Annotated in this window: 18 protein-coding genes; 9 read left to right on the top strand and 9 right to left on the bottom strand. The window is 40.3% G+C overall.

Annotation, left to right across the window (positions count from 1 at the left end):
* Nucleotides 1–68: 68 nt before the first annotated feature.
* From V7L12_RS20685 to V7L12_RS20650, 8 genes are all read left to right on the top strand, one after another.
* Nucleotides 69–1,289 (top strand): lecithin retinol acyltransferase family protein, encoded by a 1,221-nt coding sequence (locus tag V7L12_RS20685; RefSeq protein ID WP_335087074.1) that lies wholly within the window; start codon nucleotides 69–71, stop codon nucleotides 1,287–1,289.
* Between the two features lie 131 nt (nucleotides 1,290–1,420).
* Entirely contained in the window at nucleotides 1,421–1,840 is a 420-nt protein-coding gene (locus tag V7L12_RS20680; protein ID WP_335087072.1) for a hypothetical protein, read from the top strand.
* Between the two features lie 301 nt (nucleotides 1,841–2,141).
* The gene (locus V7L12_RS20675; RefSeq protein WP_335087070.1) at nucleotides 2,142–4,523 is read left to right on the top strand and encodes a phosphoketolase family protein; all 2,382 of its coding nucleotides are present in this window, start codon (nucleotides 2,142–2,144) and stop codon (nucleotides 4,521–4,523) included.
* Between the two features lie 739 nt (nucleotides 4,524–5,262).
* Complete coding sequence (locus V7L12_RS20670; protein WP_335087068.1) at nucleotides 5,263–6,126, top strand: hypothetical protein; 864 nt, start codon at nucleotides 5,263–5,265, stop codon at nucleotides 6,124–6,126.
* Nucleotides 6,127–6,328: 202 nt separating this feature from the next.
* Nucleotides 6,329–7,750: a hypothetical protein gene (locus V7L12_RS20665; protein ID WP_335087066.1), complete on the top strand. Its 1,422-nt coding sequence runs from the start codon at nucleotides 6,329–6,331 to the stop codon at nucleotides 7,748–7,750.
* 242 nt (nucleotides 7,751–7,992) lie between these two features.
* A complete protein-coding gene (locus V7L12_RS20660) occupies nucleotides 7,993–9,654 on the top strand; it encodes a DUF1565 domain-containing protein (RefSeq protein ID WP_335087064.1) in 1,662 nt (553 codons plus the stop codon).
* 516 nt (nucleotides 9,655–10,170) lie between these two features.
* Nucleotides 10,171–12,282 (top strand): bifunctional arginine dihydrolase/ornithine cyclodeaminase, encoded by a 2,112-nt coding sequence (gene argZ / locus V7L12_RS20655; RefSeq protein ID WP_335087062.1) that lies wholly within the window; start codon nucleotides 10,171–10,173, stop codon nucleotides 12,280–12,282.
* Nucleotides 12,283–12,316: 34 nt separating this feature from the next.
* The gene (locus tag V7L12_RS20650; protein ID WP_335087060.1) at nucleotides 12,317–12,823 is read left to right on the top strand and encodes a DUF2085 domain-containing protein; all 507 of its coding nucleotides are present in this window, start codon (nucleotides 12,317–12,319) and stop codon (nucleotides 12,821–12,823) included.
* 231 nt (nucleotides 12,824–13,054) lie between these two features.
* On the opposite strand, the gene V7L12_RS20645 is transcribed toward V7L12_RS20650, so the two are convergent.
* From V7L12_RS20645 to V7L12_RS20635, 3 genes are all read right to left on the bottom strand, one after another.
* Nucleotides 13,055–13,423: a hypothetical protein gene (locus tag V7L12_RS20645; RefSeq protein WP_334822029.1), complete on the bottom strand. Its 369-nt coding sequence runs from the start codon at nucleotides 13,421–13,423 to the stop codon at nucleotides 13,055–13,057.
* Nucleotides 13,424–13,511: 88 nt separating this feature from the next.
* Nucleotides 13,512–13,727: a hypothetical protein gene (locus V7L12_RS20640; RefSeq protein WP_335087059.1), complete on the bottom strand. Its 216-nt coding sequence runs from the start codon at nucleotides 13,725–13,727 to the stop codon at nucleotides 13,512–13,514.
* A gap of 15 nt (nucleotides 13,728–13,742) precedes the next feature.
* Entirely contained in the window at nucleotides 13,743–14,399 is a 657-nt protein-coding gene (locus V7L12_RS20635; RefSeq protein WP_335087057.1) for a hypothetical protein, read from the bottom strand.
* Between the two features lie 96 nt (nucleotides 14,400–14,495).
* On the opposite strand from V7L12_RS20635, the gene V7L12_RS20630 reads away from it, so the two are divergent.
* The gene (locus V7L12_RS20630; protein WP_335087055.1) at nucleotides 14,496–14,687 is read left to right on the top strand and encodes a hypothetical protein; all 192 of its coding nucleotides are present in this window, start codon (nucleotides 14,496–14,498) and stop codon (nucleotides 14,685–14,687) included.
* Nucleotides 14,688–15,254: 567 nt separating this feature from the next.
* Here the strand turns inward: V7L12_RS20630 and V7L12_RS20625 are convergent.
* The 6 genes from V7L12_RS20625 to devC all read right to left on the bottom strand — a co-directional run bounded on the left by V7L12_RS20625 (nucleotide 15,255) and on the right by devC (nucleotide 22,451).
* Entirely contained in the window at nucleotides 15,255–16,532 is a 1,278-nt protein-coding gene (locus tag V7L12_RS20625; protein ID WP_335087052.1) for a glycosyltransferase, read from the bottom strand.
* A gap of 410 nt (nucleotides 16,533–16,942) precedes the next feature.
* A complete protein-coding gene (locus V7L12_RS20620; RefSeq protein WP_335087050.1) occupies nucleotides 16,943–18,202 on the bottom strand; it encodes a glycosyltransferase in 1,260 nt (419 codons plus the stop codon).
* A 114-nt stretch (nucleotides 18,203–18,316) separates the two neighbouring features.
* Nucleotides 18,317–18,784: a DUF2141 domain-containing protein gene (locus V7L12_RS20615; RefSeq protein WP_335087048.1), complete on the bottom strand. Its 468-nt coding sequence runs from the start codon at nucleotides 18,782–18,784 to the stop codon at nucleotides 18,317–18,319.
* A gap of 78 nt (nucleotides 18,785–18,862) precedes the next feature.
* Nucleotides 18,863–19,846, bottom strand: a complete 984-nt coding sequence (locus V7L12_RS20610; RefSeq protein ID WP_335087046.1) for a glycosyltransferase family 2 protein — start codon at nucleotides 19,844–19,846, stop codon at nucleotides 18,863–18,865.
* Between the two features lie 221 nt (nucleotides 19,847–20,067).
* Nucleotides 20,068–21,072 (bottom strand): NAD-dependent epimerase/dehydratase family protein, encoded by a 1,005-nt coding sequence (locus V7L12_RS20605; protein ID WP_335087044.1) that lies wholly within the window; start codon nucleotides 21,070–21,072, stop codon nucleotides 20,068–20,070.
* A gap of 200 nt (nucleotides 21,073–21,272) precedes the next feature.
* Nucleotides 21,273–22,451 carry an ABC transporter permease DevC gene (devC, locus tag V7L12_RS20600; protein WP_335087042.1) on the bottom strand — a complete coding sequence of 393 codons (1,179 nt, stop codon included), beginning with the start codon at nucleotides 22,449–22,451 and terminating at the stop codon, nucleotides 21,273–21,275.
* Nucleotides 22,452–22,487 lie beyond the last annotated feature (36 nt).

Here is a 22,487-nt window from a genome sequence, read left to right as displayed (position 1 = left end):
TGCGTCGGTTTGTAAAAATCCTAGTTAATATTGATTATTTAATAATTTTTAAAAATCAGAGGTTTTTTATGGCGAGACATCTCAATCCTGGAGATTTGGTTGCTACATGTTTCTTTAATAGTTTGGGAATAAAAGAATTATACCATTATGGGATAATAGCACATAATACAAGCCTTGTATATCATTTTGATGTAAAAAAATCCTTAAACTCTAATGACCCTAAAAACAAATTTCATGCAACAAGTTGGAGTATTTTTTTAGAAGGTGCTATAGATATTGAAAATCGTCAAATACCTAGCTCATACACTCCAGAACAGGTAGAAATTGCAAAAAAAGCATATATTGTAAACATAAAATTTGATGTTTCTCCAGAAATTGTTCTAGAACGTGCCAAGATACTTGAAAATTTAACTCCTAAGTATTTCATAAATAAAAGTAACTGTGAACATACTGCGGTATGGTGTAGAACAGGAGAGTGGCGCTCATTTCAAACTAAATTTGGAAGCAACTTAGTTGATTTTCTATTAGAAAGAAAAAAGCTTGTTCTTATTCCCCTAACAAAACAGCGTCATTTGCTGCAAGGGCTAACAAATATAATCGAAGAAAGCCTTAGAATAATTAACCAAGGTCTATCGCAAAATTTTAGGAATTATCGGCAAAGAAATCCAAACAATGTTATTAATAGAATGTCAATTTTATTTACAGAAACTGATTCAAACCCTCCCAATAATTGGGAGAAAATACAACTTCAAGAAACTTATTTTAGTCATTTTACTTTTCATAGAAATTATAGTGATTATGAGTTAAGTGTTAATAATCTTCCAGAGAATCTTTTTTTAGGTTATCAAAATTATAAAAAAATAACAATCAAAAACATAGAAAAAAGAAAAATGATCGAAAACATAGAAATAAGAAAAACAATTCTAGTAAAAGGAGCAATTATTGTAGGAGTTATATTTATAAGCTTATTATCTATTATTTTTATTTTACAGCAATGTGGTGTAATTAAATCTGGTAATCAGCCATCTTCTGAGGCTCCAACCACAAAACCTTCCTCGCCTAGTAAAATTAAATCTAATGATTCCTTGTATACAGTAGAAGACAAAAAAGACAGAAAAGAAACATTAAGCGATATATCTTTACGTTGTTATGGTGATGCTAGTCAGTGGCATAAAATTCAGAAAGCAAATCAGGATAAAATTCCGAAAGGTAAGGAGAATTATATCAAACCAGGATGGGAACTTAAAATTCCTGGTGGTTGTCAAGGAGACTTAGGAGAAAAAAAATAGGCGTTGTAGAATCAAAATATGAATCATGCGATTGCTTTAAGCTTGCGGGTGCTGTGCGCCGTCAAAATGTAACGAAAAATGTGATGAAAGAACAAAGAGAAATTTAGTAATCTCATATTTAATAGTTATTTATGCTAGAACAGGAATTTCAAGAAATTATAACATCAGTTCATAAAACATTTGAGCATTATCGACACTGGTTCATCTTTTTTGCAGGAGTAAATTTAGTTGGATATGGTTGGTTTGCTCAACAGTTAGCAGAAAACAAAAATGTAGCAAAATGGGTAATTTTAATTATTTGCTTATATTTTGTGTTTCACCAAATACTTGCATTTATTGTATCTAGAAAGCTAGTTAATTATTTAGAATCTCGTAAGAATCGTCTAACCTTGTTGTTGAAAGAATTGGATAGTAATACTCAATATAATATTAACGCGCAGGTAGCTTGTCCAATTGATTTATATGTATCTGTGCTGAAACTAACAATGAAAACATTTCCTAGTATGGTTTTTCTGTGGGTAGCTTTCACAATATTAGCATTTAATAAATAATTGAAAGCGGGTCTTCAGACTTTATGGTGATAAAATTATTTGATGAGTACCAAATTTAACTAACTTTATAAAGTTAGAAATATCATCAAAAATGTCAGGCTACTTTTTTTATTCAACTAACGAGCAACAATCTTTTTTGAAGACCCTAAGCAATAGCGAATGCTCTCTATCTTCCACAGCCAAGGAATTTATTCACAAAGACTAGAAAAATTCATCATGGGTAGATGGCCATCATCAGGAAAACAAGTACAATCACTTACTGATGAATCCATCAAAAACCTTTTGGAATGGAGTGTCAATAATGACATTAGCAACGACTCCACAGACAAAGCCTTTAACCGATGAAGAATTACATAAGATAAACGCTTACTGGCGTGCAGCTAACTATCTTTCTGTTGGGCAAATCTATCTACTGGATAATCCGCTACTAAAAGAACCCCTAAAGCTGGAACACGTTAAACCCAGACTTTTGGGGCACTGGGGAACAACGCCAGGGCTGAACTTTATCTATGTTCACCTGAATCGGGTGATTAAAAAATATGACCTCAACACAATCTACATTGCTGGCCCCGGTCATGGAGGCCCTGGACTGGTAGCCAACACCTACCTAGAAGGGACTTACACCGAGTATTATCACAACATCTCCCAGGATGCTGAGGGAATTCAGAAACTCTTTAAACAGTTCTCTTTCCCCGGTGGTATTCCCAGCCACGTTGCACCGGAAACTCCTGGTTCAATCCACGAAGGCGGGGAATTAGGTTACTCCCTCGTCCACGCTTTCGGTGCTGCCTTTGATAACCCTGACTTAATTGTTGCTGCTGTTGTTGGTGATGGCGAAGCTGAAACAGGTGCTTTAGCGACTAGCTGGCATTCCAACAAATTTCTGAACCCCGTGCATGATGGGGCTGTACTGCCGATTCTGCATTTGAATGGATATAAAATTGCTAATCCAACAGTACTGGCACGGATCAGCCAGGAGGAATTAGAAAGCTTATTTGTAGGCTACGGCTACAAGCCATACTTTGTTGAAGGTGACGATCCCGCAGATGTCCATCAGCAGATGGCGGCGACTCTAGATATAGCGATCGCCGAAATTCAAAGTATCCAAAGAGAAGCCCGCGTACATGGTTTCACCGAACGTCCTCAGTGGCCAATGATTGTCATGAAAACCCCCAAAGGTTGGACAGGGCCCAAGGAAGTGGATGGCAAAAAAACTGAAGGTTCTTGGCGATCGCACCAAGTTCCCTTTGGTAATATAGCCAAACAGCCAGAACATCTGAAACTCCTAGAAGATTGGATGAAGAGTTACAAACCAGAAGAACTCTTCGACAGCAACGGTAAACTCATTCCCGAACTAGCAGAACTGGCTCCTAAAGGGCATCGGCGCATGGGTGACAATCCCCACGCTAACGGCGGTATTTTGCTGTGCGACCTGAAAATGCCTGACTTTCAAAAGTATGCCGTAGATGTTCTCAAACCAGGGCAAGCGATCGCTGAAGCTACCCAAGTTGCCGGAAATTTCCTCCGGGATATCATGCAACTTAACCAAGATAAGCGCAACTTCCGCATCCTCGGCCCAGACGAAACGGTATCGAATCGCTTAAGTTCTGTGTTAGAAGTCACAGACCGGGATTGGGTAGCCCAGATCCTCCCGGAAGATGACCACCTTTCCCCCGACGGTCGGGTGATGGAAATTCTCAGCGAAACTTGTTGTCAAGGATGGTTAGAAGGCTACCTCCTCACAGGACGCCACGGCTTTTTCTCTTGCTACGAGGCGTTCATCCACATCATTGACTCGATGTTCAATCAGCACGCCAAATGGCTGAAAACGACCAGACATATTCCCTGGCGTAGACCAATCGCTTCCCTGAATTACCTACTCACCTCCCACGTTTGGCGGCAAGACCATAACGGCTTCTCCCACCAAGACCCCGGTTTTATTGACCATGTAGTTAATAAAAAAGCAGAGATCGTTCGCGTGTATTTGCCGCCCGATGCCAACACTTTGCTATCAGTAACCGATCACTGTCTCAGAAGCCGCAACTATGTCAACGTCATCGTTGCTGGAAAGCAACCAGCATTGCAATACCTAGACATGGATGCTGCTATCAAGCACTGCACCAGAGGCATCGGTATTTGGGAATGGGCAAGCAACGACCAAGACGGCGATCCAGATGTAGTAATGGCTTGTGCTGGGGATATTCCCACCTTAGAAACCTTGGCGGCTGTGGACATTCTGCGCCAGAACTTCCCTGATTTAAAGGTGCGGGTGGTGAACGTAGTCGATTTAATGACACTACAGCCAAAAAGCGAACATCCCCACGGTTTGAGCGCAAAAGACTTTGACACGATTTTCACCACCGATAAACACATTATCTTTGCCTTTCATGGCTATCCCTGGTTGATTCATCGCTTAACCTATCGTCACACTAACCACGATCAGATGCATGTGCGCGGCTACAAGGAAGAGGGAACTACCACCACCCCCTTTGATATGGTTGTTCTTAACGAACTCGATCGCTTCCATTTAGTGATGGACGTAATTGAGCGCGTACCAAAATTGGGATATAGGGCAGCTTATGTCAAGCAGCATCTGCAAGATAAGCTGATCGAACATAAGCAATACATTGATAAGTACGGCGACGATATGCCGGAAATTCGCGATTGGAAGTGGCCTTATTAAAAGGGGATAAGAGAGACAAGGTAAAATTTCCTTCCTTACTGTAGCTCACACGAGATAGATATAGATCACCTGCAAACAGTGGAGCGGTCTACATCGAAATTAACATGAGTTCAACGGGTTGAAAAAGGTACAAAAAGCGGGAGGGAGATGCTGACGTTGGCAGCTTTTCTCTCCTTAATCATAATGATTATTATTACTGCTTATATATCTTATTTTTTGGAAGTACCTTAAATAAATATTAATTATTTACATATTAAGTAATAATACTGATGTAAAAAGCAAGTTACTAGATTTATAGTGTTTCACTGAAAGTTAAAACACTGATAAGACTGTTGAAACAGTATTGACTACCCCAAGTTAATATCTAAGTTCTCTAATCAGACATCTTATAAGTAGCAAAAGCTTTTTATACATTATCAGCTATAAACTAGACGCTGCTTAGTTGCTAGTTTATTGTACTCGCTTGCTTATGCGTTCTATGAAGGATAGTCAACGTGTATACAAAAGCTAGAGTTAAGCTACAGACTTGTTTGCTTAACGGGCTAAACAACCATACTTCACAGGCACGGCAAGGAGTTTTGAGGGCTGCATAAGTCAGTTGCTACTTTCTTAATTGTGGAAATTATCACACAAAGATTATAGAAAAGTGGCATTGAAATATATAAAAATAAAACAGCTTCTAACTCGAAGAATTAATTCAGAACCAGTCGTTTGAAATTTTCTCAAAATAACTCAATTTATGGACAAACTTAAAGATAGAACGAATAGCAAAATATTCAGTATAGAGTTAGGTTTTATCGCCCTCTGCTTCTTCATCGGGTTAGCTGGATTTGCTTACGTTTTGACAATTTTGCCAGGAATTGCGGAGTCTACAACAGATCAGTCTCGAACCTGCATTACTGGAGGCTGGAAACTCGGATTAATTATTACCCACGTTTTAACTTTTGGCCTCATCCCTTTAGCGATGAGAATTTTTTACCAAAGTTTAAATAATATAGGATTTCCACTGAGAACAATTTTTGCCTCTCAGTTAGGTTTAGCTTTTATTATGGTAGCGATCGCCTCAGAAATTGGCTGGCACGTTACGCAATGTTGGTATTATCAAAACGATTTTACAATACTGAACTTCATGTTCTACTTTTTCTTGATTTCAGCATTTACTTTGTGGTCGGATGGATTAATTGAGAAGACTACCGTAATCACCAAATTAATCAACATAGTGTTTGCAATTAGTTTGTTAATTGTTTCAATTTTGTACCCTTTAGGTTATGAAGCAAGCAACGATAACTTTAAAGTTCCTATCTATATTGCACTTACACTAGTTTTTAGCGTATTAACTTATCGTGGCTATAAGGTTCTCCAAGATTGGAAAATTATTCTTGTGCCCATTTTTTCAGTAGGAGTGAACTTAAGCTTTGTCTTTCTTCTAGATAAGTTTGGTGGCAATCCTTATACCGATCCGCAAGTACTTTACAATGCTTTATTTCATATCCTCCACGACTTATTAGGAACAGAAGCAGGAGTAGCTATATTTACTTGGTTAATTTATATGAAAGGTATTGCTCCAGAAAATATAAAACAAAAATTAGCCAACCAAAAATAAGATAAGTTCAAAACTGTACGTTTATTATAAACAGTACATAATGCATAGCTTGCTTCGCTTGGAGATACGTTAATACACCTGAAGAATATTGGATAATTTATTTTCTACTATTCTTAAGCCTGTGTAAAATCTGAAAAACCTCTAAATAAATCAGTATTTACTGATAGCTGGAGATTTATTAATTTAATGGTAGATAATATATATGGAAAATAATACAAGTTTTAATTTACCTGAAATTTGCACTCACGAGCAAAAAGATGGCTATAAAATATATCAGTGTGGCAGCCATATAAAAGCCAATTTTATTAGAGTTTTTGTACCTGATAATCCTTATCTGGACAGCCAAGGCAAACTTAAGTTCATTGCTTATTTGCACGGTTTTGGCTTATGTATGCCGCAATTCTATGAAGCTCACTTAGAAGAATTGGCTAAAAAAGGCTATTACATCTTCTTTCCAGATTTTCAAAAAAGTGAATATCCCAACTCTATAATCGGTGAAAAAATACAGAAAGCCAACATAAAAAAACCTCATTTATCGCTTTGGGTTTATAGGGCTTTAAAAATTGCAACTAATAGAAGTTCAAAATTCAATAAGTTTCAACCTGAAGACTTGTTCAGCACCGAACAAGAAAAAACATCACCAGAGGTTCCTACTATTCAAGCAAATCTAGACGAACCGAAGCGATTTGACTATCTTCGCACTTCCTTGGCTGTAGCAACAATTATCCTAATCGTGAAATTGATTTATACTTGGTTCAATCACACATATGGCAAGAATCTGATCCACCTAATTTCTACTGTTGGTTTCAGTCTTGCACATAAACCTTCAGAGTGGATAAAAAACGCGATCGCTTTAACCGAGCAATCTTGGCAACATCTTTGCAAAGTTAACCCCCAATTCGCTGGGCAAGAGTTTGATTTCTACGTATTTGGTCATTCTCTAGGAGGATTGTTAGCCTTGAGTTGGCCTGTTTATATCTGCGGTGAAACTCAACAAAAGTTTTTTCCCCAACAAATTATTACTGCTGACCCAGCACCAAGTACGGAGATGGGAATTCCTCGGATAGCCATCTTTATTTTAAAACTGTTTCGTTCTCCGTTTGCAATTGCGCCAATCAATATCAGTGACATCGGTAGTCAGTTAAATATCCCCATTGGGATTATGCACGGAGTAGATGACGATATTGTTAAGCCCCAGTCTTGGGTTAACACATCATTCTGGCAACCAAAATCTAACTTTGACTATATCGCTAGTCAGGAAAAGGGAATTTACTTTTCGCTCTCCAACAAACAGCATCAGCCTCCTTTGGTTGCCTTTCATAACCAAGCAGTAACAGACACGAGTTATTACGATGATGCTTTATTTAAACATTTTGGTGGTGTAAAGAATGGGCCAAATGATTATAATTACCAATACGTTTGGCTTGGTCTAAGCCTAGTTGTCGAAGAGGGAGTAAGTGCTGGTAGCTTATACTTCCCTCAACGAACGGTAAAAGTCAGAGATTATTTGCCGGAAAAACAATCGAATCTCAAATCGATTGTTACTACCATCTTAGCTGTACTGGCTGTATCGGCTTTAGGCTACTGGTTATTCTCGCACTTTGGAACTGTTTTTAACCAGTAATTAGCTTATGACCAGAAACAAAAAGGTACAAGCCCCGAAATTTATTTATGAGGTTCTTACTTTTAACTTTTGACTTTTGACTTTTGACTTCCCCACAGGAGCTGACAGTATATCCCTGTAAAAGTATTTGCATAATTTTCTAAGTTTGCACTGAAAAATACTTCAAGCTACTTAATGCATCAAATACTACTTACTTTCATGGTTAGCGCTAGGATAGCTATGTATTTTATGAAAGTATAAATATGGCTCAAACTTTTTACGTAAATCCAGTATCAGGCAGCAATACCAACCCAGGTACTCAACAAGCCCCCTTCAAAACTATTACGCAAGCCCTCAAGGTAGCTACTGTTAATACCAAGATTCAACTGGCAAATGGTAATTACAATGCTGCTAGCGGTGAAGTCTTTCCGTTAACGATTCCATCTGGCGTAACAGTTGTGGGTAATGAAACCAATAAAGGCAATGGCATTTTGATTGAAGGAAGTGGTAGCTATCTGAGCCGTACTTTTGCTGGTCAGAATGTCACTTTTGTGCTGCTGGATAAAGCTGAACTCCGAGGAGTGACTGTAACAAATTTGGCTAGTCGTGGTAGTGGTGTCTGGATTGAATCAACTGCCCCTACTGTTGCTAATAGTACCTTCATCAACAATAAGCGGGAGGGAGTATTTGCTACAGGCGATGCTAATCCAGTTGTTTTAGGTAATGTGTTCAGTGAGAATGCAGCTAATGGAATTGCGATCGCTAAAAATTCTAAAGGTCAAATTGAAAATAATACCTACTTCAAAACAGGTTTTGGCATTGCCATTAGTGATACTGCATCACCCATCCTTCGAGATAACAGAATTTATGAAAACCGTTCTGGGATTGTCATCTCTGGTAGTGCCCGTCCCGTATTACGTAATAATGTTAGTGAAAATAATACTGATGATGGGATTACAGTGATTGGAACTGCTCTACCGGATATCGGCAGTATCAATAATCCAGGGGGCAATACTCTACGCAATAACGGTAAATTTGATTTGCAAAATGTCAGTTCCAACAAGCTGATTTCTCTAGGAAATAAAATAGATGCGTCTAAAGTTACCGGAAACATAGAGTTTGCAGATAGTTCGGTTCCAACCCCAACACCAACCCCAACTCCAACCCCAACGCCAACTCCAACCCAAACCCCAACCCCAACGCCAACACCAATTCCAACGCCAACTCCAACTCCAACACCAACTCCAACACCAATTCCAACGCCAACTCCAACTCCAACACCAACTCCAATTCCAACGCCAACTCCAACTCCAACACCAACTCCAATTCCAACGCCAACGCCAACTATTGAATTAACCGATATTGCGAATCATTGGGCAGGTGGGTTTATTCGGGAATTAGTAAAATTGGGGATAGTTAATGGTTTTCCCGATCGCACTTTTAAACCCGATGCGACGATGACACGGGCACAATACGCGGCAATACTGGTAAAAGCTTTCAACCCACCACCAAGCCGGGCAGCGATCAAATTCAAAGATGTACCAGCAGACTTCTGGGCATCCAAGGTAATTCAGCAGGCATATCAAGGTTTATTTCTCTCTGGTTTTCCCGACAATACCTTTAGTCCCAACAAAAATATCCAGCGCGTGCAAGTAATTGTCTCTTTGGTGAATGGACTGGGGTTATCTAGCGATGGTACGGCAACTATCAAAGTTTTCGATGACCAAGCCAAGATTCCTGAATATGCCAAAGATGAGGTGGTAAAAGCTATAGACAAGGAAATTATCGTCAATTACCCAAACCTGAAACAACTCAATCCTACCCGTGATGCTACACGCGGTGAGGTAGCGGCAATAGTGTATCAAGCTTTGGTAGATGCTGGTCGTGTAGCAGCGATCAATTCGTCTTATATAGTAACTGCTTGAGGGAGGCAGGGCGCAGGTGGTCACTGAGCGTAGTCGAAGTGAGGCAGGAGAGAGGAGGAGCAAATTATTTATATGACAATACAGTTGAGTTAAGCATTTCTTCCTTCTCTTCCTTTGCGTTTGAAGAGTTTTTTGTTCACCCAAACCCCACTGCTGCACTAAGACTTGCGGGGGCTTTTGCTACCAAGAAGCCACGGGTGTTAGTAAAAAGTTAAAAGCGAACGCTGGGAAAATGAGCGTTCGCTTGACTGTACCTGCCGTTATGATGGTTAGTTGCTTGTTATTAGCATACTATAAACTGGTGTTTTTACTTGCCCGACTTTCTTGAAAACCTAAATTAAATCAGGCTTTCTTAATTTTGAATTGGTATTATTACCATAGAATTGATAGTTGAAGCCTTTGTAAAGTCTTCAACTATCAAAAGATAGAAGCTCTAGTAGCAGATTTTACTTGTAGAAAAACAAAAGTCTGTATTCAAAGTAAGCTTGTAGCATACAAAACGCTTGTAAGATTTTTATGACTTCCCGGATTCGCTTTTTAATGTGCCCTCCTGACCACTACGACGTGGACTATGTGATTAATCCTTGGATGGAAGGGAATATTCACAAATCATCGCGCGATCGCGCCGTGGAACAGTGGCAGGGACTACATCAAATCCTCAAAGAACACGCGATTGTAGATTTAGTACCACCTGAAAAAGGCTGGCCTGATTTGGTTTTTACTGCCAACGCTGGCTTAGTTCTGGGCGATAATGTCGTCCTCAGTCGCTTTTTGCACAAAGAACGTCAGGGAGAGGAACCTTACTTCAAGCAATGGTTTGAGGGAAATGGTTATACAGTCAATGAACTTCCCAAAGATTTGCCCTTTGAGGGAGCAGGAGACGCACTGCTGGATCGGGAAGGACGCTGGTTATGGGCGGGATACGGTTTCCGCTCGGAATTAGATTCTCACCCTTATCTAGCTAAATGGCTGGATATTGAGGTGCTATCTCTACGATTAATAGACGAACGTTTCTATCACCTAGATACCTGTTTTTGTCCCTTAGCAAATGGCTATTTGCTATACTATCCCGGCGCTTTTGATTCTTACTCCAATCGCTTAATTGAAATGCGAGTCGCATCAGAAAAGCGAATCGCAATTGAAGAGGCTGATGCAGTCAACTTCGCTTGTAATGCGGTGAATGTGGATAGCATCGTCATTATGAACAAGACGAGTGATGCTTTGAAAACCCGTCTTGCGGATGCAGGTTTCCAAGTGCTGGAAACGCCACTTACCGAATTTCTCAAAGCTGGTGGTGCAGCTAAATGCTTAACTTTGCGGGTGACAGAACCAGTTAGAGATGAAATTCATGCCAATGTCTCGGTAGAAAGCCGCGTCATTCGCATGGAAGGACATTTGCTAGATGCTGGCTTAATTAACCGTGCTTTGGATTTGATTATAGATGCTGGGGGAAGTTTCAAAGTCCTGAATTTCAATTTGGGAGAACAACGGCAAAGTACTTCAGCCGCCGAGGTGAGAGTATCAGCACCATCCCATGAGGTGATGGAAGAAATCATCTCCCGGTTGATTGAATTGGGTGCAGTAGATTTACCCCATGATGAGCGAGATGCCAAACTAGAGCCAGTAATTCAAGATGGTGTTGCGCCCGATGATTTCTACGTCAGTACAATTTATCCCACCGAAGTGCGAATTAATGGTCAGTGGGTGAAGGTAGAAAATCAGCGGATGGATGGGGCGATCGCCATTACTCAAACTCCCACAGGTTTAGTTGCTCGGTGTAAAATACTCCGCGATTTAAAAGTTGGCGAACAGGTAATTGTAGACGTTTTAGGTATCCGCACCATCCGGAAAACTGAATCGCGGGAACTCCGCAGCACTCAAGAATTCAGCTTTATGTCGGCAGGAGTTTCCAGCGAACGGCGCGTGGAATTGGTGGTTGAACAAGTGGCTTGGGAATTACGTAAAATCCGCGATGCTGGTGGTAAAGTAGTTGTCACGGCTGGGCCTGTGGTAATTCACACTGGTGGCGGCGAACACTTGGCGCAACTGATTCGGGAAGGATATGTACAGGCATTGCTGGCTGGTAATGCGATCGCAGTTCACGACATTGAGCAAAATATCATGGGCACTTCCTTGGGTGTGGACATGAAGCGGGGTGTCGCCGTGCATGGAGGACACCGCCATCACCTGAAGGTAATTAATAGTATCCGCCGTTTTGGCAGCATTCCGAAAGCTGTGGAGGCGGGAGCAATTAAAAGTGGCGTGATGTATGAATGTGTCCACAATAATATACCTTTTGTGCTTGCGGGATCGATTCGGGATGACGGACCTTTACCTGATACCCAAATGGATTTGATTCAAGCACAGGAGCAATATGCCAAACTCCTAGAAGGTGCAGAGATGATTTTGATGCTGTCATCGATGCTGCATTCCATTGGGGTGGGAAATATGACCCCGGCTGGTGTGAAAATGGTATGTGTAGATATTAATCCAGCTGTGGTGACTAAGTTAAGCGATCGCGGTTCTGTAGAATCAGTGGGTGTGGTGACAGATGTAGGTTTGTTCCTCAGTCTGTTGATTCAGCAGTTGGATAAGTTGACAAGTCCTTATGTAAATAAGCTAGGTTAAGAAAACGTAGACGCAAAGGCGCAGACAAAGGGAAATGACAAGAGTAGCTTTCAGTGAAGAGTTGCAGATTAATTGGGTCAGTTTTATAGCTGATTTCTTGTTGGTAGGGATGGTTTTTGGCCCGCCTATCGCTCCCTTTTTGGCTGCGTCTGGAGTGTCTTTGCTTCCTGGAATTGCGGACATCATTTATTTCATGGGTAATCATGTCTGTCCGCAACCAGATATGGGGTTAGATTTAGCACCACCGTTTATTATGGCTGTGTGTATGCGTTGCTACGGCACTGTCACGGGTTTGCTAATTACTCGTCTGCTGTATGGCGTAACTGGTGGTAAAGGATTTTACTGGTTAAGTCAGTATGGCGGGAGTGGTGTGGCGATTGCAAGTGTGCTGATGATGGCTTATCCTTTGGAATTGGCAGCACAGATTTTTGGTTTGTGGAGTTTTAATAATTATGTAGTCACGCCTTTTGGGTTGATTACGGGTTTGGCGTGGGGATTGTTTACTATGCCCATATTCCACGGGTGGCGGGGTGCAGTTTAAAAACCACATTTCTCGTAATGACACAGCGTTGCTCATTGGTGTCAACTTAAAGCCACGGCGAATGGAATTCGCGGCTACACAAACAAAGCCCACCTGCGTGGGCTAAGAGAAAATAAAGCTTTTTGTAACCCACGGAAGTGGGTAAAGCCTCGTGTAGTTGCGGTTTCTAACCGCCTTTTTAACTTTTGCGTAGGCGTAGCCCGTCGTAGACATCGCTTAGTCAACAGTTGCTCATGATGCGACTAACTTTTTGCGGCTGGGACGCTTGTACTCTGATTTTTTCTTTAGTCCAACCGCTTGGGCTTGATCGCTATCTAATCCATATTGCCCACGCACAACTTCTTTCATCCCTAATACCGCATTGTGAAATTCCCATTCTGCCAATCGCGCAGCATCAGCAGCAGCACGGTATAAAGCTAGTTTCTCGGTTTCGGCTTGTTGCTGTGTCAACATAGCTTGATAAGCTTGCTGTAAATTTGCAGCAGAGGCATCAGCACGGTTTGTGTCGTATGTACTGATGGTTTGCAAACCGTGCCATGAAGTCACATCTTCACTAATTAATTGAGGGCGCAAACGGCGTGTTGTATCTTGGGTAGACATATCAATATACTCTTGTCAGGTACATATTTAATGTGCCCATTACAACTCTAAAACTAACAGTAAGGTGAGATTTTTAGATCAAACAAAGTTAAGCAAAGGGTAAGCTCATTTTTGCATGTCGATGCATCAAAGTTGCGAGTCGGTGCATCAAAGTTGCAAGTCGATGCAACTTAATTGCAAGCCAATACATCCAAGTTGCAAGTTGATGCATTGAAGTTGCAGGTGGATGCAACTTAGATGCATCCACCTGCAACTTAATTGCAGCAGCAAGCTTGTCGGCTAGACAAACAGTTGCCCAGCCCATATACTAAACTTCTTGCTACGCTTGAACAATAAAGTCAGTAGCTGTTAAAGTTGGCGCACCAGTCAAAGTCGCAAATTGACCACCACTGCCAAAACCAGCCGCGCTGCCATTAGGGTTGTAGAACAACTGCCCACTGACAGCGTCGTAGACAATTTTCGCCGTGCTAGTCACTGCTGAAGAAGTTATTTTAAAATCACTGGCGTTACTAAAACCTGTTCCCACAGTAGAAGCAAGAGTATTAAAGGTAGTCTTATCTAAAACAATCTTGTCAGCTTGGGAGTGTTTGAAATCACTAATGGTATCTACACCAATAGCAGTCAGGGCAAAAGGAGCATTCGTATTGTAAAGGAAGCGATCAGCACCGGCACCACCAATCAGGGTATCATTGCCTGCACCGCCAATCAGGATATCATTACCAGCTAATCCATTGATGATGTTGTTTCTAGCTGTGCCAGTCACGACATCTGCATTCGGAGTTCCCGTCAGGTTGAGGGGAGTAATTGTGCCGTAGACATTATTATTATTGGTGGATATCCCGGCATCACTAGCTGCACGGTTGCCACTGAAGGTAGGATTATTTACAGCCGTAACAGTTGGCAGAACAGTTGGCATTCCTTGGTTATTGCCGTTGGTATTGGTGAGGGACTGGATGATAAAAATCGCCCCACCCAAGCCAAGACCTGAGTTAGTCGCAGTGCCGCCTATAGCCGTGTTGTTGGTAAAGCTAGTCTTGCTGAGGGTTAAAGAACCACTGCGGACAATTGATCAATGCAATTAACTGAGCAAGGGGCAAAAAGAGGTGTTAGCGCTGCTGCTTTAAGATTGAGTAATGAAGCGATCGCTCAACGAATAAAACTGAGTACTTCTATCATCAGGCATCATGTCAGCCAGGTATTAAATATAGCGGTTCTCGTTTGGGTGCAGTACAGTTTTGACCTCACTTCCATTCCTCTCTCCTAAGAGGAGAGAGGCTTTGAATCTTACTCCCCTTCCCTAGTAGGGAAGGGGTTGGGGGTTAGGTCTGTATTGGACTCAACTGCAAACCGCTATAAGTTAGGAGTAATAAACCGCACTGAAACTGCAACTACAGCAGTGCGAGTCGGATGTGTTTAATATTGGTAAGACACCAAGTTATTTCTAAACAATTTATTATATTGCAAAGTTTTAAGATGATTGATTTTGGTCAAGCCAGCAAGCGATACCTACGGTGGGCTACGCCAAGGCTATTACTCTTGTCACGCCAGCAAGGTGTTTAATTTTTGCAGGTCGATGCAACTAAGTTGCAGGTCGATGCATCTAAGTTGCAGGTTGATACAACTAAGTTGCGGGTCAATACATCTAAGGTGCAGGTTGATGCAACTAAGGTGCAGGTCGATGTATCTAAGGTGCAGCCTAGTAGGGAAAAGAAAAATTCAAAGTTTTATTAACTCACAGCTTCTACTAATCCTAAAACTCGTTGGTGCAAAAAGTTGCAGTGCTAGCGATCGCCAGTACTTAAGATACTAGCGATCGCCGTGTTTGTTATCGTTATGGTCTTATACTGCCTGTACCTACCTCCACCTTCTGCGCTCCTTCAACGATTTGATAAAGTTTGTGTTCAAATTTCTGCATACATGCCGACCAATCAAAGTCAAGTATGGAAGGGCGAGCGTGTCTAGTCATATCTGCTTTCAAACCGGGATTTTCCAGAATTGCAATCACTTTTTGGGCGAAATCTGTAGGATTGTTAGGTTGAGCAAGGAAACCGTTACGACCAGGAAATACCTGTTCTGAGGTTGAGGGTGCAACAACAGCAACCAGAGGAGTTCCAGACGCTAATGCTTCGTTATTTGTCGTGCAGAAGTTCTCGGTGACGGAGGGGTTGACAAAAATATCTGCTCTAGCAAACCAACCCAGAAGTTCTGTACCATGAGATTCACCCCATACAGTAATACCCGCTCCAAACTTTTTAGCACGCTCACGGATCTCTTCATCTAACGGGCCACTACCAACAATCACCAGATGCACATCAGGAATTTTGGCAGCTATGACTGGAAAGATATCAAGTAATTGGTTGACATTCTTTTCGGGTGTGATGCGTCCGACAAACAACAGAGTCGGTCGGTTATCATTAGGAATTGGATCGTAACAGATATTTCGCGGGTGAAATTTTTCGCAATCGATGCCTTGATAAGCGACGTATTCAGCGCGTTGGCATTTCAATTCTTCGTATTTAGTCAGTTGTTCTTTAGAAGAGAAGTAATTGAAGTTATAAGACTCACTAAACTGCTTGACCAAAACGGGAATAATGGGACGAACCAAATTAAAGAAGCGATCTCCAAAGTAATATTTGATATAGGCAACGATATCTGTATGGAAGAGTGATATTATTGGCGTGCCTGTTCGTTTTGCGTATTGAGTGCCGACAGAGCGACCATAACCTTGCAAGAAAAATGAGTATAAACCTCTCATTTGCGCTGCTTCTTCAACCACGATAATGTCAGGCTGGAATTTCTCCAGCAACTTGGTATCACTCCAATGCCGATAATTCAACGGTTGAGGAAGAGACTTGTAGAATACCAGTGGTTCTGTAGGGAATGCGTAAGCAGAGAAATTGGGGAAAGACTGAATTTCCTCTAAACCTGGCATCGGGCGATCGCCGACATTTTTGGGGTAGCGATCGTTGATTTGCGGATGGATTAAAAAAACCTCATGTCCCTGCTCTAGCAACCAACGAACTCGTTGGTGAACTGCAACGGAAACACCAGTTAAGAAAGGAGCGTACAATCCTGTAAACAGTGCAATGCGAAGTTTTTGCTTAGTCATAATAAAGGGGAATATTTCACAAAATTGCTGGTTTTTAACTTAGGATTTACGCAGCTTATGTTTCATGAACATCCTGATTATTTGGCTCATAAATTCCCAGTAATACAGTTAGACTAAGGATTTGCGCATCGTCAAATAGCTGAAATTTTCGATTTTGAAGTGGATGTTTATAAATCTGGATTGAAACTATCAAAACATCCAAAATGCTAAGTCAAAATTCCCCTTAATACATTTGTCTAAACCCTTGCCATTAATGCAAATCCATTTTGGTATTCAACAAGTAAAAACGTATCTTTTTACAAGGGTTCTAGCTAACATAGTTCTACTAAATATAAGATAATACAATTTGAAGACTAGGGAATGTTTAGTGTAATAACTTTCATGCCCTAGTTGATATTTAGCGATTTAATTCAAAGAGAAACCTTGCTATTAATCGGCTGATCCAACCATTGATAAGGGCGATATTCCACTAAGCGGACATTCCAAGGCCCTTTAACGCGATAGCTGACACCGCGCCAGGTAACTGTTGATGTCCACAGGGATGATAGCATCGCTAACCCATAAACCCACTGTGTCAGCGGAATCCCAATCAACATTTTGATGATTGTAGCAGCTGATAATTTGGCAATCGCCTGGTCATTAGAGCGAACCACTCGCTGTATCTCTAATTCCAACACCAGCATTATCAAGAGTAATCCGACAGTGTAAACTCCATAGCAGACTAACAACATAGCCGCAGCTTCCCATTTTGCCTCTAACAGCGACTCTAGAACTAACACGAGCAGTAGAGTCGGAAACAAAATGCTAGAAACAGCTTCACTAACAAGAGCCAACCAACGGGGATGATACAGTCGAGAAAAAAGGATAAGGCGCTTGAGATAATCTATTAAGTTGAATAAATCAGTCTCTTCACGATTGACTATTAGCAGCGAAGGCACAAACTTTACCTGAAAACCATGTTTTTTCAGGATATTGTGCATCATAAAATCTTCGCCTAAAGCTTGTCCCCATTTATCTAGCAGTTCTGTTTGGCGAAGCACTTCTGTTTTCACAGCCAAAGTTCCACCCCAAGGAATCTGGAAGATAAACATTTGTACTACTGTGGACACATTGCCGACGTACCGCACTAAAGAACCCCAATACTTACCAGTTGGTACGTACCAACGATTGCCGGTTGTTGCCCCGACTTTCGCATCACCTAGAGGACTGACTAATTCTCGCAGCCAATTCAAATGAACTATAGTATCAGCATCTACTAAAGCAACCACCTTATAAGAATCGTCCAACTCACGGATAGCTTGGATTAAAGAACTGCATTTGAGACTACAATTGTTGCGTACTATTCTCAAAGGGCTGATTTGAACATTAGTCGCTTCTTGCTCAGTGATGGTTTCACTAGCAATTTTCCAAGCCGGATCTTCGTGACTATCAACGATTAATTTTAAATCATACTGTGGATAGTTTTGATTTAGGAGCGATCGCAAACATCTAGGCAAAAACGGATCAGCTCCGCGTAAGCAAAGAATCACTGCTGTTTTGGGCAACTGATCATCTGGTAATAAGTTCTTTTTAGACGAGCGCAGATACCATATAAAGACAAGCGTAAAACACACCTGAATAACCAGCCAACCCATCAAAGACTTAGACAGAAATATTGCCAAATCTTCCATTAAATTTTTAATCTCCGGTAGAATATCGGCTTGTTTATATGTAGGTGTGATCTAAACCGTAATTCTGAAGAATTGGTAATTAGGGTACAGGGAACAGTCTGTACCCTGTAAGCTTTACGAATCAAGCGAATATTTCATAATGATGTTAACTGTTGTATTTTTGTTTACAACAAAACTGGCATCACGGAACTTTGGTGTACCTGTTTGTATGGATACAGTTGGATTTTTGGAAATCCCAAAACCTTCTTTGGGAATACCGAAAAAGTCTTTATTGAGTTTGCGATCGCCATTTTGATCGTCAACCACAGCGACAGCATAAGTTCCAGGTTTCAAACCGGAGAATTCTTTTTTTACAGAAGTGCCAGTAATTTTAGCGCAGCCACTTTGAGCTTCACTAGTACTACTCATAGGAAATCCTTTGTCATTTGCATAAACTCGGAAGCAAATCTCACCTTTTTGGTGATGTATTCCATTTACTACAACATTAAGTGTTGTAGTTGGCTCTGCATTCACTATTTTAGCAAAGCTGATGCTCACTAAAGTAGCAAGCAAAACATGAGATAGTTGAGATAGTTTCAGCATAATTTTGTAGTCAGAATAGGTGATTTTGGTGTTGATATAAAGCTGCCTTAGCCAGCTTTTATTTATGAAATGATTCTTTCAAAGTATGACTTGATCTTCTTTAATGGATGCTGTTTTCCAACCTTTCCAAAGTACTTGCAGCACACTTAGCAAATCTTTCAGCAAAAGATGTTCTGTCCCTTTTAACTGCTGTTGTAGACTTCTATGACAACATAGCCGCTCATTCAAACTCAAGGGACTACGCCATATAGAGAGTATATACTCCCAGATTATTCTCCAATGTGGGAATAAAATTTGTCCTTTCTTTGCTGAATCAAACCACACTGTATACCCATAAAAATCAGGCAGCATACTCAAGAATGATTTTTGGTTTGAATTTGTTAACAACAAATAATTGGGGAAAAACATACTCATTGATTGTTGCGGATGACTTCTGAAGAAAAACAGGTATTCAGGGATTTCATAAAACCTACCGAGAATACCAAGTCTTAACAAGAGAATTCCATCTGCATTACCATAACCACCCATAGGCGGTATCTTTTTCAAAACACTAGCACGAATTACCCCGTAACATTGATTACATAAATGCTTGGTCAGTAACTCGTGAAAACGCTCGTGTGGTTTTAGTGCATCTGCCTTGACTTTGATATCGTAATTTTGGAGAAAATTCCCCTGTTCATCAATGAAATATGCCTGGGAGTGACACAAGATTATGGTCGGATCTTGGTCAAGTACCTCAACACACTTCTTGATAAAATCTGGAGAATGTAGATCGTCATGGGCTGCCCATTTAAAATACTCACCTGAAGACAGTTTCAAGACGCGATTAAAGTTACCAGCACAACCGATATTCTTGTCATTGCGGTAGTAACAAATACGCTGGTCTTGCTCGGCATAAGCTCTACAAATTTCCTCAGTTTTATCTGTAGATGCATTATCTGAAATAATTAGCTCAAAATCTTCAAAGGTCTGAGCCAAGAGTGAATCTATGGCTTCTTTGATAAATTTTTCACCATTGTATACAGGTAATCCGATGCTCAATCGTGGCTGATTGTTACTCATAGAAAACAAGAATTCGGAAAATCTGTGGATTAGTTTATGCTTAATCGTAGTTAGGTAGATGCAACATAAAAATTCAAAATTCAGAATCCAGAAGTCAGAATTAAGAATACTTTGATACCAAGCTTAATGATTTCAAGTAAATCCAGTGTCTTCTAGCTTATTCATTTTGCAATCATTTTGAATTCTGACTCGTGACTCCTGAATTTCCAAAAATCTGTGAACTATTTCATCAAGCTTTGAATATCTGTTTTTTGCAGCCATTCATGTGTTTGCTGCATTCCTAATTCTAGGTCAACTACTGGTTTGTAATTTAACAGATTTTGGGCTTTGGCAATGGAACAAGCGTAAGGACGAGTCATAAAATCTATAGACTCTGGTAGAATATCAACTTTTTTCCGAAAAAGCTTTTGTCCTTGAACACGCAGCTTTAGAAACAACTTGATTTCATCTTTCGATAATGAAAGGGGTGCTTGTAAATCTTCCATTGCTGCTAAACGCATAAAATACTCTTTCCACGAAGTTTCTTGTCCATCGGTAATATTAAATATTTCACCGTAGATTTCTTTTTCTATTGCCAGAAAGATGCTATCAATCAGGTTATCTATATATACATGATTAATCACTCCTTTAGCATCATTGGCGCAAGCAAATAATTTTTGGCGCATCATCAGAATTGGTCTGACTATCCAAGGGATACTTCCTGGTCCGTAAACATCTCCGGCTCGAATAACGATGATGCCAAAATCTGGAGGATTATTCAGTTCTAAAACTGCGGTTTCAGCTTCTATTTTAGTTTGACAGTAAGGATTATTTTCGCCAGATAGTGGCCCGGATTCTGTAACACCATTAGGATAGTTGAAACCGTAAACCATCACACTGGAAAGATGTACAAATGTTTTTACATCAGCTTGTTTAGCGGCTTTAGCCATGTTGACAGTACCGCCAACATTAACATCACGAAAATGCTTAATTGCACCAGTTTCTTCGGCAATTTGCTCTGTATGTAAAACGATATCTACTCCCTGACAAGCCTTTTGAGCAATAGTAGAATCGGTGATACTACCAATAATTACCTCTACACCTAAATTCTGTAATCGTTTGTTCTGTTCTGTACAACTTTGTAGTCCACGAACCTTCATCCCTTGCGCTATGGCTAACTCGGCTGTACGCAAACCGACAAATTCATTAATCCCGGTAATTAGGAGAGTTTTGTCTTTGAGGTTCATAAAATCGAAATTATTGTTAAATAGGTGAATTTGAGTTGTTAGATAAAAGACTTTAAGTAATACCAAATTCAAATATTGGTAAATACTTCTAATCTAAAATTGGTAGAAGCAGAATTTTTCTGTATATAAGCTGTACTAATATTCAGATATCAGTCTAGAACGTGGCAAAAAAATCAAGTCATTTTGCTGCCAGGAATCAGTTAGAAAATGTCTCCTGGATCTGCAGAGCGGAGTTTATTGATAGCAAGCGCTCCTGATGTGATACACATTAAAACTGTTGAAGTTAAGACAATCACTGCATTATTAGTAGTCATAAGTATTGGTAGTTTAGTTGCTTCGGCGGCAAAACTATATAACAAAACAGAAGTAATAAATCCTGGGATATAACCTAAGATTGCCAAAATCAAAGCTTGCTGAAATACCACATTTAGTAAATAGCTATTGGCATAACCTATGGCTTTTAAAGTGGCGTAAGCAACGAACTGTGTAGCAATATTGCTGTAAAGAATTTGATAAACAATAACTACACCAACAACGGCAGCCATTGTTAACATCAAGTTAAGAATAAAACCAATGGGTGTTCTGACAGCCCAATATTTTTTTTCAAAATCAATAAAGCCTTGGCGGGTAAAAACTTGGACATCATTAGGCAAACTTGCTTGTAAATTTTTCAGTACTGTTTCTGCATTAGTACCAGGTTTGAGGGAAATCAAACCAATATCTATCATATCTGCCGGACGAGTATTGGGATTTATCCTCAAGAAAGTGGAGTCACTAACAAGTAAATTTCCGTCTACACCAAAGGAAGGCCCTAATGTGAATAAGCCACCAATTCTAACTCTATAACCAATTAATGAATTGAAGGGAAATATTTCAATTGTCTGTGCAGTCTCTCCCGCATTAAATTTTTCAGCTATTGGGCCAAACTCTGGGCGAGAACCCCGGTCAAAAAGCATGACATCAGGAGTTTTGAGTTTATCTAAATTTTTCTCAACTTCTGGGATGTTCATCACAGGTCTACCCGGATCAAAACCAATAACGTATATTGAATATTTCTCACCAGTTGCCGGATTTTTCAGTTTGGCAAATTGCAAATACATGGGGCTAACTGACTCTACGCCATCAAACCCCAGAGATTGGTACAAACGAGTCCGTGAAAAACTTTGATTTGAGGTCAAAGATTTATATTGCGAACTAACTAAAAATAAATCTCCTTTAAGATTCTGATGGACTGCGGTTGCACTGGAATAGAGGGCATCCTGAAAACCAAGTTGCACAAACATTAGCAGCACAATAAAACCAATTCCGGCTACAGCTACTAATAAACGAACTTTTTGCTGGGCTAGCTGTAGCCATGCTAAAGGAATTTTGAAAATCATGGATTTATTTATTATTTGTCATTTGTCATTTTTCAT

The sequence above is a fragment of the Nostoc sp. genome (assembly GCF_036918245.1).
Classification (GTDB): domain Bacteria; phylum Cyanobacteriota; class Cyanobacteriia; order Cyanobacteriales; family Nostocaceae; genus Nostoc.
Note: the sequence above shows the minus strand (reverse complement) of the source record. Positions and strands in the feature narration are given on the sequence as shown.

What these genes read in the sequence shown, in the direction of transcription:
- V7L12_RS20680 (WP_335087072.1), top strand. Translation starts at nt 1,421, where the DNA reads ATGCTAGAACAGGAATTTCAAGAAATTATAACATCAGTTCATAAAACA.
- V7L12_RS20665 (WP_335087066.1), top strand. Translation starts at nt 6,329, where the DNA reads ATGGAAAATAATACAAGTTTTAATTTACCTGAAATTTGCACTCACGAG.
- V7L12_RS20650 (WP_335087060.1), top strand. Translation starts at nt 12,317, where the DNA reads ATGACAAGAGTAGCTTTCAGTGAAGAGTTGCAGATTAATTGGGTCAGT.
- V7L12_RS20675 (WP_335087070.1), top strand. Translation starts at nt 2,142, where the DNA reads ATGACATTAGCAACGACTCCACAGACAAAGCCTTTAACCGATGAAGAA.
- V7L12_RS20625 (WP_335087052.1), bottom strand. Translation starts at nt 16,532, where the DNA reads ATGACTAAGCAAAAACTTCGCATTGCACTGTTTACAGGATTGTACGCT.
- V7L12_RS20645 (WP_334822029.1), bottom strand. Translation starts at nt 13,423, where the DNA reads ATGTCTACCCAAGATACAACACGCCGTTTGCGCCCTCAATTAATTAGT.
- argZ (WP_335087062.1), top strand. Translation starts at nt 10,171, where the DNA reads ATGACTTCCCGGATTCGCTTTTTAATGTGCCCTCCTGACCACTACGAC.
- V7L12_RS20605 (WP_335087044.1), bottom strand. Translation starts at nt 21,072, where the DNA reads ATGAACCTCAAAGACAAAACTCTCCTAATTACCGGGATTAATGAATTT.
- V7L12_RS20610 (WP_335087046.1), bottom strand. Translation starts at nt 19,846, where the DNA reads ATGAGTAACAATCAGCCACGATTGAGCATCGGATTACCTGTATACAAT.
- V7L12_RS20615 (WP_335087048.1), bottom strand. Translation starts at nt 18,784, where the DNA reads ATGCTGAAACTATCTCAACTATCTCATGTTTTGCTTGCTACTTTAGTG.
- V7L12_RS20685 (WP_335087074.1), top strand. Translation starts at nt 69, where the DNA reads ATGGCGAGACATCTCAATCCTGGAGATTTGGTTGCTACATGTTTCTTT.
- V7L12_RS20620 (WP_335087050.1), bottom strand. Translation starts at nt 18,202, where the DNA reads ATGGAAGATTTGGCAATATTTCTGTCTAAGTCTTTGATGGGTTGGCTG.
- V7L12_RS20630 (WP_335087055.1), top strand. Translation starts at nt 14,496, where the DNA reads ATGCAATTAACTGAGCAAGGGGCAAAAAGAGGTGTTAGCGCTGCTGCT.
- V7L12_RS20670 (WP_335087068.1), top strand. Translation starts at nt 5,263, where the DNA reads ATGGACAAACTTAAAGATAGAACGAATAGCAAAATATTCAGTATAGAG.
- devC (WP_335087042.1), bottom strand. Translation starts at nt 22,451, where the DNA reads ATGATTTTCAAAATTCCTTTAGCATGGCTACAGCTAGCCCAGCAAAAA.
- V7L12_RS20640 (WP_335087059.1), bottom strand. Translation starts at nt 13,727, where the DNA reads ATGGGCTGGGCAACTGTTTGTCTAGCCGACAAGCTTGCTGCTGCAATT.
- V7L12_RS20660 (WP_335087064.1), top strand. Translation starts at nt 7,993, where the DNA reads ATGGCTCAAACTTTTTACGTAAATCCAGTATCAGGCAGCAATACCAAC.